Origin of the sequence: Pseudenterobacter timonensis, from assembly GCF_900021175.1 — a bacterium.
GTDB lineage: Bacteria > Pseudomonadota > Gammaproteobacteria > Enterobacterales > Enterobacteriaceae > Enterobacter > Enterobacter timonensis.
The window spans coordinates 387938-400249 of the sequence record NZ_FCOP01000011.1; the positions used below are offsets into that span (position 1 = coordinate 387938).

The 12312-nt window shown below is 54.3% G+C and carries 14 protein-coding genes and 3 tRNA genes; 10 read left to right on the forward strand and 7 right to left on the reverse strand.

Features of this window, described 5'->3' with window-relative positions:
* The first annotated feature begins 35 nt into the window (after positions 1 to 35).
* Positions 36 to 773, forward strand: coding sequence for a helix-turn-helix transcriptional regulator (locus tag BN3796_RS08175; protein ID WP_061708823.1), 738 nt, complete (start codon positions 36 to 38; stop codon positions 771 to 773).
* Entirely contained in the window at positions 770 to 1405 is a 636-nt protein-coding gene (gene bglJ / locus BN3796_RS08180) for a DNA-binding transcriptional activator BglJ (RefSeq protein WP_061707874.1), read from the forward strand. The genes BN3796_RS08175 and bglJ overlap by 4 nt, the downstream gene beginning before the upstream one ends.
* Before the next feature lie 31 nt (positions 1406 to 1436).
* On the opposite strand, the gene BN3796_RS08185 is transcribed toward bglJ, so the two are convergent.
* Complete coding sequence (locus tag BN3796_RS08185) at positions 1437 to 1895, reverse strand: YbaK/EbsC family protein (RefSeq protein WP_061707875.1); 459 nt, start codon at positions 1893 to 1895, stop codon at positions 1437 to 1439.
* A gap of 328 nt (positions 1896 to 2223) precedes the next feature.
* On the opposite strand from BN3796_RS08185, the gene BN3796_RS08190 reads away from it, so the two are divergent.
* Complete coding sequence (locus BN3796_RS08190) at positions 2224 to 3570, forward strand: PTS sugar transporter subunit IIC (RefSeq protein WP_061707876.1); 1347 nt, start codon at positions 2224 to 2226, stop codon at positions 3568 to 3570.
* Between the two features lie 90 nt (positions 3571 to 3660).
* Here the strand turns inward: BN3796_RS08190 and fhuF are convergent, their stop codons facing one another.
* Both fhuF and BN3796_RS08200 read right to left on the reverse strand, forming a co-directional pair.
* Entirely contained in the window at positions 3661 to 4449 is a 789-nt protein-coding gene (fhuF, locus tag BN3796_RS08195) for a siderophore-iron reductase FhuF (RefSeq protein ID WP_061707877.1), read from the reverse strand.
* Positions 4450 to 4543: 94 nt separating this feature from the next.
* Complete coding sequence (locus BN3796_RS08200) at positions 4544 to 5608, reverse strand: GGDEF domain-containing protein (RefSeq protein WP_061707878.1); 1065 nt, start codon at positions 5606 to 5608, stop codon at positions 4544 to 4546.
* Positions 5609 to 5823: 215 nt separating this feature from the next.
* Between BN3796_RS08200 and BN3796_RS08205 the strand changes: the two genes are divergently transcribed.
* A complete protein-coding gene (locus BN3796_RS08205) occupies positions 5824 to 6093 on the forward strand; it encodes a DUF1435 domain-containing protein (RefSeq protein ID WP_061707879.1) in 270 nt (89 codons plus the stop codon).
* A 37-nt stretch (positions 6094 to 6130) separates the two neighbouring features.
* Here the strand turns inward: BN3796_RS08205 and BN3796_RS08210 are convergent.
* The 4 genes from BN3796_RS08210 to rsmC all read right to left on the reverse strand — a co-directional run bounded on the left by BN3796_RS08210 (position 6131) and on the right by rsmC (position 7633).
* Positions 6131 to 6217, reverse strand: a tRNA-Leu gene (locus BN3796_RS08210).
* Positions 6218 to 6248: 31 nt separating this feature from the next.
* Positions 6249 to 6335 (reverse strand) — tRNA-Leu (locus tag BN3796_RS08215).
* Between the two features lie 27 nt (positions 6336 to 6362).
* A tRNA-Leu gene (locus BN3796_RS08220) sits at positions 6363 to 6449 on the reverse strand.
* Positions 6450 to 6601: 152 nt separating this feature from the next.
* The gene (gene rsmC / locus BN3796_RS08225) at positions 6602 to 7633 is read right to left on the reverse strand and encodes a 16S rRNA (guanine(1207)-N(2))-methyltransferase RsmC (protein WP_061707880.1); all 1032 of its coding nucleotides are present in this window, start codon (positions 7631 to 7633) and stop codon (positions 6602 to 6604) included.
* A 102-nt stretch (positions 7634 to 7735) separates the two neighbouring features.
* Between rsmC and BN3796_RS08230 the strand changes: the two genes are divergently transcribed.
* The 6 genes from BN3796_RS08230 (at position 7736) to BN3796_RS08255 (ending at position 12212) form a co-directional block, all read left to right on the forward strand.
* On the forward strand, positions 7736 to 8149 hold the full coding sequence (locus tag BN3796_RS08230) for a DNA polymerase III subunit psi (protein ID WP_061707881.1): 414 nt from the start codon (positions 7736 to 7738) through the stop codon (positions 8147 to 8149).
* Positions 8118 to 8561: a ribosomal protein S18-alanine N-acetyltransferase gene (gene rimI / locus BN3796_RS08235; RefSeq protein WP_061707882.1), complete on the forward strand. Its 444-nt coding sequence runs from the start codon at positions 8118 to 8120 to the stop codon at positions 8559 to 8561. The genes BN3796_RS08230 and rimI overlap by 32 nt, the downstream gene beginning before the upstream one ends.
* A gap of 17 nt (positions 8562 to 8578) precedes the next feature.
* Positions 8579 to 9256, forward strand: coding sequence for a pyrimidine 5'-nucleotidase (yjjG, locus tag BN3796_RS08240; RefSeq protein WP_061708824.1), 678 nt, complete (start codon positions 8579 to 8581; stop codon positions 9254 to 9256).
* A gap of 92 nt (positions 9257 to 9348) precedes the next feature.
* Entirely contained in the window at positions 9349 to 10938 is a 1590-nt protein-coding gene (prfC, locus tag BN3796_RS08245) for a peptide chain release factor 3 (protein WP_061707883.1), read from the forward strand.
* A gap of 306 nt (positions 10939 to 11244) precedes the next feature.
* Positions 11245 to 11868: a molecular chaperone OsmY gene (gene osmY / locus BN3796_RS08250; protein WP_061707884.1), complete on the forward strand. Its 624-nt coding sequence runs from the start codon at positions 11245 to 11247 to the stop codon at positions 11866 to 11868.
* 182 nt (positions 11869 to 12050) lie between these two features.
* Positions 12051 to 12212 (forward strand): DUF1328 domain-containing protein, encoded by a 162-nt coding sequence (locus tag BN3796_RS08255; protein ID WP_003856556.1) that lies wholly within the window; start codon positions 12051 to 12053, stop codon positions 12210 to 12212.
* Positions 12213 to 12312: the final 100 nt, after the last annotated feature.

Sequence of the window (12312 nt, forward strand, 5' to 3'; positions counted from 1 at the left end):
ACGGCTGGAAAAATAAGAAAGGATTCGGAGAAACCATGTTATCAGCTAAAGGGAAATACGGCATTATTATTAGCAAAGTACCCGTTATGCAAAGCGGCCTGGCCGGGCTCGTAACGCGGCATTTTCCTGATTATGAAGTTTCTTTTTGCCGTTCTCAGGAGGAGCTGACGCTGCTGCAGTTACGCCGAGCAAACGTCGTTATTGCCGATGTATCGGGTGACTTTCGTAATCCTCGCGGCTCCATCGAACACTATTATTCATTGCTTGGCCAATATCGGGATATCCACTGGATTTTTTTAGTCTCCCGTCCGCTTTATCCCCTTGCGGTAGAGCTGTTAATGCGCCCGGAAAGCACGCTACTTTCTGACAGAGAGCCTGTCGAAGGCGTTATCAACGCCATTCGCGCCGGTAGCGAACGTGCGGAGCGGATCAGCCAGACTCTGCTGACGCCTGAGTTGCAGGAGTTTGATGAAGAGAATGAATCGCCGGTCGTACTGACGCTATCTGAACGCAAAGTATTACGTCTGATGGGTAAAGGTTGGGGAATTAACCAAATTGCCGCCTTGCTTAAGAAAAGCAATAAAACGGTCAGCGCGCAGAAAAATAGCGCTATGCGACGTCTGTCACTGCGTAGCAATGCTGAGATGTACGCATGGATCAATAGTACTCAGGGTATGCGTGAGCTGAACTTAATTTCAGCCTATGGAGAGGCAGAAGAATGGAAAAGAACGCCACAAAGAGAGATATCGCCGTCATCGAAAAATGCTTCATGAGCGCTACGGGGCTGGTGAATCTATTTAACCAGCCTCCACTCAATCAATATCGCGTGCATTTATTTAATGATTTTTCATCTTTTAAGGTCGCGCTGTCAGAGACGCCTTTTTTCTCGCTGATCTATTCCCTGTCAGATGAGCGGGAAGAGCGGCGAAATTGTTTGGTGGCGTTTCGCGAAATGTCACTCGCGCACGGGGCAATTCAGCGTATTGTGATGGCGTCCAATGAAATTGAAGCGCGGCTGGTAAGCCATCTTTCGCCCTCTCGCCTTCACGGCATTATCAGTAAATCCGCCTCCCTGAGCAGCTTGCAGTCTGAGCTGGCGACATTGCTGAGTGAAACGCGTCGGGTGAACGATAATATGCTGAACAACTGGAACGTCAGCCAGAACCGAATGCTGAGTCCCACCGAACGGGCTATCCTGCGCTATATGTCGTCCGGCTATTCGATACCCGAGATAGCCACCCGGCTTGAGCGCAACATTAAAACCATTCGCGCCCATAAGTTTAACGCGATGGTTAAGCTGGGAGTGAACTCAGACGTGGGGCTACTTGATGCGGCAGATATTCTTAAATATCTGCCTGCTACCGATCCGCGTCGCTGCCTGATTGCGGCTCAGGTCTATTCGTAATTCCGGTCGCGCCAGTCAGGCTGGCGCCCAGTCAGCTACAGACATCTATCCATTTAGCGGCCGTTAGCTCTGCCATGCGTTCAGGTGAGATGCGCACGGCGCTGTGGATAGCGCCCGCGGCGGGCAGCACTTCGTCAAACGCTTTCAGCGAGACGTCGCAGTAGACGGCGAGCGGCGTTTCCAGCCCAAACGGGCAGACGCCGCCGACAGGATGACCGGTGAGCGTAACGACCTCGTCGCAGCTCAGCATTCTCGCTTTGGCGCCAAACGTCTCTTTAAGCTTTTTGTTATCCAGGCGCGCGTCGCCTTTTGCCACGACCAGCACCACCTCGTTTTTAATCTTTAACGACAGGGTCTTGGCAATTTGTCCCGGCTCAACCTGATGAGCGGCGGCGGCCAGCGCAACGGTGGCTGTACTTTGACTCAGTTCGATAACCTCGATATCCGGGGCGTGCTCGGCAAAAAATTGCCGTACAGACTGCAAACTCATTATCTTCTCCTGGCAGATTTCCTGCGTAATCTGTCATAACAATTTATGCGCTGTAAATATCTTCTCGTTAACAAATCGCCTTGCACAGAATTTCTGGATCGCCTTCACATTCACAGAAACCGGTTACAGTAACCGGTTGCAGAATCCTGAGCAGGCGATTAATACTGACTTGGTAACTTCCCTGTATCCAATAATAAGAGTCCCCTTATGAAACGATTATTTTCGGGTTGTACTGCTGGGATACGAACCAGCAAGGTTGTGAAGCTAAGTTATGGAATAACGTCTGGCGCCGTAGCGTCTGTAATGAAAGTCTGACAGGAGAGCCGCTATGTCTGCCAACCATGCTGCGTTTAATTTAATATTTCGCTTTGTAGAAAACTACGTCAGCCCCATCGCCGGGCGAATCTCTTCCCAGCGCCACGTTATGGCGATCCGCGACGGCTTCATTTCGGCCATGCCGTTCATGATTGTCGGCTCGTTTCTGCTGGTCTTTGCCTATCCGCCGTTTTCGCCCGATACCACCTGGGGTTTTGCCCGGGCGTGGCTGGACATGGCAAAACAGTTTGAAGGCCAAATTCTGACGCCGTTCGATATGACGATGGGGATCATGTCCATCTACATCTGCGCGGCAATTGCCTATAACCTTGGCAAACACTACGTCAAATCCCATCAGCTCGACCCGTTTATGTGCGCCATGCTTTCGCTGATGGCCTTTTTGCTGGTGGCGGCGCCGAAAACCAAAGGCGCGATGCCGGTAGACAGCCTGGGAGGGACCGGGATTTTCACCGCCATTCTGGTGGCGATCTACTGCGTAGAGATGATGCGTTTTCTGAAGGCGCATAATATCGGTATCCGCCTGCCGGACCAGGTGCCGCCGATGATCAAAAACTCCTTCGATCTGCTGATCCCGGTACTGGTGGTGGTGTTGACGCTCTACCCGTTAAGCCTGTTCATTCAGTCCCAGTTCGACATGCTGATCCCCCAGGCGATCATGTCCATCTTTAAGCCGCTGGTCTCTGCCGCCGATTCGCTGCCTGCTATTCTGCTGGCGGTGCTGATCGGGCATCTGCTCTGGTTTGCGGGTATTCACGGCGCGGCCATTGTCTCCGGCATGTTGCAGATGTTCTGGCTGACCAACCTCGGCGCTAACCAGACTGCCCTGGCGCAGGGCGCGCCGCTGCCGCACATCTTTATGGAAGCGTTCTGGACATTCTTTATCGTTATCGGCGGGTCCGGGGCGACGATGGGTCTGGTTTTCTGCTATCTGCGCAGCCGCTCCGCCCATCTGCGCTCCATCGGGCGACTCAGCGTGGTGCCGAGCATCTTTAACATCAACGAGCCGGTCATTTTCGGTACGCCTATCGTGATGAACCCGGTGTTCTTTATTCCTTTCCTGCTGGCGCCGATGGTTAACGCTGTGCTGGCCTGGGCGGCGATGAAATTTGACCTGATTGGTCGGGTGATCTCTGTTGTGCCCTGGACCGCACCTGCACCGGTGGGCGCTGCCTGGGCTTTGGGCTGGGATTTCCGCGCGGCGGTGCTGGTCGTTGTACTGGCGCTGGTATCGGCGGTGATCTACTTCCCGTTCTTTAAAGTCTATGAAAAACAGCTGCTGGCGCAGGAGGCGGAAGAAGCCCAGCGTAATGCGGAAGAGGAAAGCCAGCAAATCGCATAGGGAATATTTGCCGGGTGACGCTGATGCTTGCCCGGCTTGTTTCAGCGATGTTGGCCGGTTGTGCCGGGTGACGGCTTCGCCTTACCCGGCCTACTTTAGCGTGCAGTCGCCACACTGCTGTACGTCCGGCAGGCGGTAGCGCTGGCAGCAGGTACGGCGCACGAGCAGGCCGTCGCGCGGCACCACGGTGCGGAATAGCGGATTATCGCGCCCGTCAGAGAGCGTGCTGGCGAAAAAGCATGACTGGCGCAGCGCATCGACCGTCTCTTCCCCAACCAGCGACTTCATCTCGTTCAGATACCAGTGGATAAGATAGCCGGTATTACTCCAGATAAGCTTTCCGTTAATCTCGCCGGTCTCTTCCAGCGCTTTTACCACCGGTATCAGCGCCTGGGTGACCAGTCTTTCCATGCGTGCCACCGGGGTGGCATTCCTTGCAGAGCTATCTTCATGCAGATCGATCCAGAAACAGGCGGCGCGGCCCGTCTCATGAAACTCAACGTGGAAGTACTCCGGGGAGAGGTCCAGGGCGATATCCTGAGTCAATTGCGCCAGCATTAATGGCGGCACCATCAGCCCGATATACCACTGTGCCCAGAGGGAGAGCAGGGGCTTATTTTCGCGCGCAAGGCCGGGCTGGTTGCGATAGATATGGTCAGAGTAGGTGGCGAGCAGGCCCTGCAGCGTTGCAGGGCGGCGCCATTGCGCCAGCGTCATCGCCTGATGCGGATGCGGCTCGTCCAGCCGGATAAACTCCAGCAGGTGCGCGCGCGTGGCGGCGATAGCCTCCCGCAGCTCATCCGCCAGCGAGCGATGAGCGTCGCTGACAGGTGTTTGCCAGATTACTGAATCAACGGCAGGTGCGGGACGAATAGCCATATCGGTAGCGGATAGAAATCTAAATGATAATGATTGCCAATCCTAACTATAGATAAAACCGATCGCAAGCCTTTTGTCTGCCGCAGAGCGGGGGTTATATCGCCTGTAGCTCGCGGCTTAAGAAAATATTGTTACGCCCGCGGTGTTTGGCCTCATAGAGCGCTTTATCCGCCTTTTCAATCGCGCTATCCGTATTTTCGGTATCGAAAATACCCATCCCGATACTAACGGTAATGGTAGTGGAGGTGCTCTCATTCAGGCTGTGCGGTATTTTCAGATCGATAATCTGCTGGCGGATACGCTCCGCCGTCTGGCGCGCCTGATCGCGCGTGAGGCTGGTGAGCAGCACCAGAAACTCCTCCCCGCCAAAGCGCGCAACGATATCGCGTGAACGCACCGTATCACGAATGGCGGCCGAGACGCGGGTCAGCGCCTGGTCGCCCATCATATGGCCGTAGCGATCGTTATAGGCTTTAAAATGGTCGATATCCAGCAGCAGAATAAAATGTTCATGGTGCTCCGCCGCCGGCAGGTTCTCAATGCGATTTTGCAGCCCGCGCCGGTTATAAACGCCGGTTAAAGGGTCGATCATGCTGAGATCGGTCAGCGTTTCGCGCTCCTCCAGCAGCTGGTAAAGCAGCTGTTGGGCAAACCTGTCGTTACGCTTCTGGATCACCTGATGGATGGCTATCGCCGCCAGGGGGAGGGCAAACGAGTAGAATATACGCGGCCAGTGCTCATGGCTGCTCAGGCCGATACAGACCAGAAAGGCGGGTAACGAGTGCAGGGTGAACGCTTTGATATCGGTGGCAAAGGCCAGGGCGCCGATAAAAATGACGCTTACAAAAGCGAGCAGCAGCCAGGTGAAAGGATCATAGGTTACCTGTCTGGTTTTAATGACGATATGCCAGGCCCAGAGACTGCCAAAGAGCAGCGAGGTAAGCGGGATATTGATTTTGTGCGTTTCAAATTTCCAGTGCCAGAGCAGCAGCGCCAGGCTCAGGAGGAAGATGACGACCACAGGAAATGTCAGCGCGCTAACGTAATAGAGCGGACTAAAGATACTAAACAGTGCGGAAAAGGCATTAAGTAACAGAAATAAGCGCAGGGAGAACTGATATTTTTTATGGCGTAGCGCATGCCAGGATTGTGCTGTCATTTTCGTGGTTTTATCTGAATACGTAATAATATCAAAAAGTTGCCGCCAACGTACAACAAGTGCCCTTAAAAAGGCAGAGCTAAAGTATCAGGAAAAAACGAGTTTTAGTTAACAGTTGCACAATTTATCACCTTACAGAATGAATGTCATTAAGTGAGGCTGAAAAGCGCAAAGAAAGGGACGTGGGGAGGCTGACAAACGAGAAATAGTATCATATGATAGTGGTTATCATTATCGTTATGACGGGTGAAACCATGTTAAGCAGAGCGCTGGGCAGCGGCTGGGGCATACTTCTGCCGGGAGTGATTCTCGTCGCGCTGGCCTGTATCGATCTCTCAACCGATATCTGGAAGGCAATCATTGTCACGGGTCTGCTGGCCACGTCGGGCATGATCTGGCACAAACAGTTGCGTCACTTTGTTCTGCTGCCATCGTGCGTGGTGCTGATTAGCGGAATGCTGCTGATAATAATGAGTATGAAATAACGGGGAAGAGAGAAGCATCAGAAGGGGGCAAGATAATTGGTGCGAGGGGGGGGACTTGAACCCCCACGTCCGTAAGGACACTAACACCTGAAGCTAGCGCGTCTACCAATTCCGCCACCTTCGCACAGTTATCTTACTTTTTGATATCGCCTCGTTGGTGCGAGGGGGGGGACTTGAACCCCCACGTCCGTAAGAACACTAACACCTGAAGCTAGCGCGTCTACCAATTCCGCCACCTTCGCCCAGTGCGAGCAATATCAACGTGGTTTTGGTGCGAGGGGGGGGACTTGAACCCCCACGTCCGTAAGGACACTAACACCTGAAGCTAGCGCGTCTACCAATTCCGCCACCTTCGCATACCATCGACACTTAAAAAGTATCGTTACCACGGAGGCGCATTCTAGTGGTTTTCAGCTTTACGTCAACAGAAAAATGCGCACACTGTTTTGATTGCTGCAAAAATGGCCGCAGGCCAGATGGCGACTACGCCTTATCCGGCCTGCAAGGGTCAGGCTTTCTTCGCCTGACGCGTCATCACGGTGCGGTACACCTTGAAACGCCCGGTCTGCGCGATCACCTCGTGGAAGCCGAAAGTCTCATCCAGCACTTTCGGATAGGGCAGGAAGGCGTTAGCGACAATGCGCAGCTCGCCGCCGCTGTTCAGATGGCGCACCGCACCGCGGATCAGGGTTTGCGCCGCCTCAAGGCTGGTCTCCATGCCGTCGTGGAAAGGCGGGTTGGATATGATCATATCGAACCGCCCGTTCACCTCGGAAAAGACGTTGCTGGCAAACACCTCGCCCTCAAACCCGTTGGCGGCGAGGGTCGCACGACTGGCCTCTACCGCCGCGGCGCTGACGTCACAAAGCGTCAGGCGCACCTTCGGCGAGTGGCTGGCTAATACGGCAGAGAGCACGCCCGCGCCGCAGCCGACATCCAGAATTTTGCCTTTGGTGTGCGGCGTCAGAGTGGAGAGCAGCAGCTGGCTGCCCACGTCCAGCCCGTCGCGGCTAAAGACGCCCGGCAGCGTTTTGATGGTCAGGCCATTAAGAGCGTATTCGCCCCACTGTTTTTCTGCGTCAAAGGTGGCCTGTTTTTCCAGCCGACCGTGATAAAGCCCGCAGCGGCGCGCGCTGTCGATCTTATTCAGCGGGGCCAGCTCTGCCAGCATCTGCTCGGCGCTGCGCACGCCGCTGCGGTTTTCACCCACCACAAAGATGTCGGTACCCACCGGCAGCAGAGAAAGCAGGTTCATCAGCTGGAACTGCGCTTCCGGTTTGTTCTTCGGCCAGTAGTAGATCAGCGTATCGCAGTCGGCTACGTCGTTCTCCTCCGCCACCAGGCTAAAACGCGCGTTTTCGCCCATCTGGCGGCTTAATACCTGCCAGTGGTGGTAAAACTGCGTGTGGGCGCGGCGGGCGGCGCAGTCGAAACGCGCGGGCAGGTCATCCTGCATATCTCCGGCAAACAGAATACGGCTTTGTTCGAAATCATCACTGTGACGCAGCAAGACTTCACTTGCCGGGGTAAATGCAGACATGAAAGGTTCCTCAATTAACTCAGGCGGCGATTATAGTAGTTTGTTGGCGCAGATACGACGAATTTGCTATATTTGCGCCCCTGACAGACAGGAGTTTTCGCTATGACATCCCGACGAGACTGGCAGCTTCAGCAGCTGGGCATCACCCAGTGGGCCCTGCGCCGCCCGGCGGCATTGCAGGGCGAAATCGCCATCTCCCTTCCCGCGCATATTCAGTTAGTGATGGTGGCGCAGACGCTGCCCGCGCTTGACGATCCGTTGATTGGTGACGTGCTTAATGCGTTGCACCTGAGCCCCGATCGGGTGATGGCGCTCACACCCGACCGCGTTGCCATGCTGCCGCCTGAGAGCCGCTGCAACAGCTGGCGTCTGGACGTGAACGACGAGATCGCCCTTGAAGGCGGCCAGCTTTGCTCGCCGGCGCTGGAAGAACTCAAAGCAAACCCAACGGCGCGCCGCGCGCTCTGGCAACAAATCTGCGAACATGAACACGATTTCTTCCCTCACGACCTCTGATCTTGCCAGCGCGTATCAGATTGAGGCCCGCGCCCACGCCTTTCCGTGGAGCGAAAAGACCTTTGCCAGCAACCAGGGTGAACGCTATCTCAACTACCGTCTGGATGTGGATGGCGTCATGGCGGCGTTTGCCATTACCCAGGTGGTGCTGGATGAAGCGACGCTGTTTAACATCGCGGTGGATCCCGCATTTCAGCGCCGGGGGCTGGGAAGGGCGTTGCTCGATCACCTGATAGGCGAGCTGGAAGCGCGAGATGTGATGACGCTGTGGCTGGAAGTTCGCGCTTCTAACGCGGCCGCCATCGCGCTTTATGAAAGCCTGGGATTTAACGAGGCGACCATCCGTCGTAACTATTATCCCACCGCCGAAGGACGTGAGGACGCCATTATCATGGCGCTGCCGCTTGGATAACGAAGAAGGTTGTAATGATGAAATGGGACTGGATTTTCTTTGACGCCGACGAAACGCTCTTTACCTTCGATTCGTTTGGCGGCCTGCAGCGGATGTTTTTAGACTATAGCGTCACCTTTACCGCGGAAGATTTTCAGGACTACCAGGCGGTGAATAAGCCGCTATGGGTGGATTACCAGAACGGGGCGATCACCGCCTTACAGCTTCAGCACCAGCGTTTTGAAAGCTGGGCGGAGCGGCTGAAGGTGTCGCCGGGCGCGCTTAACGACTCCTTTCTCAACGCCATGGCGGAAATCTGTGCTCCCTTGCCAGGCGCGGAGTCGCTGCTCAATTCACTGAAAGGAAAAGTGAAGATGGGCATCATCACCAACGGTTTTACCGCGCTACAGCAGATTCGTCTTGAGCGTACCGGCCTTCGCGACTATTTTGATGCTTTAGTGATCTCTGAACAGGTGGGTGTGCCCAAGCCCGATCCGCGTATTTTTGATTATGCGCTGGCGCAGGCGGGCCATCCCGATCGCGAACGGGTGCTGATGGTGGGCGATACCGCCGAGTCAGATATTCTGGGCGGCATGAATGCCGGGCTCGCCACCTGCTGGCTGAACGCCCACCAGCGCGCGCTGCCGGAGCATATTCATCCTACCTGGACCGTAACGTCATTAAGCGAGCTGGAGCAACTCCTGTGTAAACATTGATTGTCTGCCCCCCGTTGATGGGTAAAATAGCCGCATTTCTCCCGTTCCATAATGCGCGGCCTGCTGTCGCGCTGATATAAGAAGATTTGATTATGACGTTGTCTCCTTATCTGCAAGAGGTGGCCAAGCGCCGTACTTTTGCCATTATCTCTCACCCGGACGCCGGTAAAACGACCATCACTGAAAAAGTGCTGCTGTTCGGACAGGCGATCCAGACTGCCGGTACGGTAAAAGGCCGTGGCTCCAGCCAGCACGCGAAATCGGACTGGATGGAGATGGAAAAGCAGCGTGGGATCTCCATTACCACCTCCGTGATGCAGTTCCCCTATCATGACTGCCTGGTCAACCTGCTGGACACCCCGGGGCACGAGGACTTCTCCGAAGATACCTACCGTACCCTGACGGCGGTGGACTGCTGCCTGATGGTGATCGACGCCGCGAAAGGTGTTGAAGATCGTACCCGTAAGCTGATGGAAGTGACCCGTCTGCGCGATACGCCGATCCTCACCTTTATGAACAAACTCGACCGTGACATCCGCGATCCGATGGAGCTGATGGATGAAGTGGAGAACGAGCTGAAGATCGCCTGTGCCCCTATCACCTGGCCTATCGGCTGCGGCAAGCTGTTTAAAGGGGTTTACCACCTCTATAAAGATGAAACCTATCTCTATCAGACCGGTAAAGGGCACACCATTCAGGAAGTGCGTATCGTTAAGGGGCTGGATAACCCGGAACTGGACGCCGCCGTGGGCGAGGATCTGGCGGCGCAGCTGCGCGACGAGCTGGAGCTGGTGCAGGGTGCGTCTCACGAGTTCGATAAGGAACTCTTCCTGAGCGGCGAGATCACCCCGGTCTTCTTCGGTACCGCGCTGGGTAACTTCGGCGTGGATCATATGCTGGACGGGCTGGTGGAGTGGGCGCCGCAGCCGATGCCGCGCAAAACCGATACCCGCGAAGTGGAAGCCAAAGAAGAGAAGTTCACCGGCTTCGTCTTTAAAATTCAGGCCAACATGGATCCGAAACACCGCGACCGCGTGGCCTTTATGCGCGTCGTCTCCGGCAAGTATGAAAAAGGAATGAAGCTGCGCCAGGTGCGTATCGGCAAAGATGTCGTCATCTCCGACGCGCTGACCTTTATGGCGGGCGATCGTTCGCACGTTGAAGAAGCCTATCCGGGTGACATTATTGGTCTGCATAACCACGGCACCATCCAGATTGGCGATACCTTCACTCAGGGCGAAATGATGAAGTTCACCGGCATTCCGAACTTTGCGCCGGAGCTGTTCCGCCGTATTCGCCTGAAAGATCCGCTGAAACAGAAACAGCTGCTCAAGGGGCTGGTGCAGCTCTCCGAAGAGGGGGCTGTACAGGTGTTCCGTCCCATCGCCAATAACGATCTGATTGTCGGCGCGGTTGGTGTGCTGCAGTTTGACGTGGTGGTGGCGCGCCTGAAGAGCGAATATAACGTCGAGGCGATTTACGAATCGGTCAACGTGGCGACGGCTCGCTGGGTCGAGTGCAGCGACGTGAAGAAGTTCGAAGAGTTCAAGCGCAAGAACGAAGTGCAGCTGGCGCTGGACGGTGGCGATAACCTTACCTATATCGCTCCGACCATGGTCAACCTGAACCTGACGCAGGAACGTTATCCTGACGTGCAGTTCCGTAAAACCCGCGAGCATTAATCCCTTCTCAGAGCACGGCAGACGCCGTGCTCCTCTTATTTCCCTGCCTTTTTAGTCCCTTGCGGAATGTTCTTAAATCATCCTCTTTTTTTTATTATTGCGCGTTTTTTAAACGATTCGCCCTGCGGCTTCGTAATTGTGATCTATATTTAACTCAGTGTTTAACACCGGGTACGGATGAAAGTCCTGTTCAATGCGTGTTGAAACAACGCTCATCCCGACTGTGTGTTTATTCGCAAGATTAAAAACTAGTTTGAAGGGAAGTTTTCTCGCTCAAATAATGGGCAAACTGACAGGAATATATCGATGAATATGACAAGACTGAAGATTTCTAAAACTCTGCTGGCTGTCGCTTTAGGCGGCGCTCTGGTAAGCGGTTCCGCGCTGGCGGAAACCTCCGCTACAGATAAAGCGCAATCCACCGCCGACACGGCAGGGCAGAAAATCGATAGCTCTATGAATAAAGTCGGTGATTTCATGGATGACAGCTCTATCACAGCAAAAGTGAAAGCGGCTCTGGTGGATGATGAAAACATCAAGAGCACCGATATTTCCGTTAAAACTGAGAAAAACGTCGTAACCCTGAGCGGCTTTGTAGAGAGCCAGGCGCAGGCGGAACAGGCGGTTAAAGTCGCGAAAGGCGTTGAGGGTGTAACCTCAGTCAGCGACAAGCTGCACGTTCGCGACGGCAAAGATAAAGACCAGTCGGTGAAAGGTTATGCCGGTGATGCGGCTACAACCAGCGAAATCAAAGCTAAACTATTAGCAGATGACATCGTACCGTCACGTAAGGTGAAAGTGGAAACGACCGATGGCGTCGTGCAGCTTTCCGGTACGGTAGATTCTCAGGCGCAGATTGATCGCGCAGAAAGTGTTGCCAAGGCCGTTGATGGCGTGAAAAGCGTTAAAAACGATCTGAAAACGAAGTAAGCGTACCAATCGTCCTTCTGGCTTCGGCCAGAAGGCGACAGAAAAAAGAAATACACCTGGAAATACGCCGGTGAGCAACGTGAGCGCTCACTTATGTTCGCAATGATTCACGTTGTCGAAAAACAGCCTGAACGCTGATGAGCATAAAGCGGCCGACATTAACTATGGTAAAGGAGAGTTCTATGTTTCGTTGGGGCATTATATTTCTGGTTATCGCGTTAATTGCCGCCGCTCTGGGCTTTGGTGGTCTGGCTGGTACTGCCGCCTGGGCTGCGAAAATTGTCTTTGTGGTCGGTATTATCCTGTTCCTGGTCAGCCTGTTTACAGGTCGACGCCGTCCATAGCCCATTAAAGGCAGCAAAATTTGCATGTAATTCGAAGCCAGTCTTAATGACTGGCTTTTGCAGTTTTCGTCACCGATAAATTGCGTTAGGTTGGTGGCTT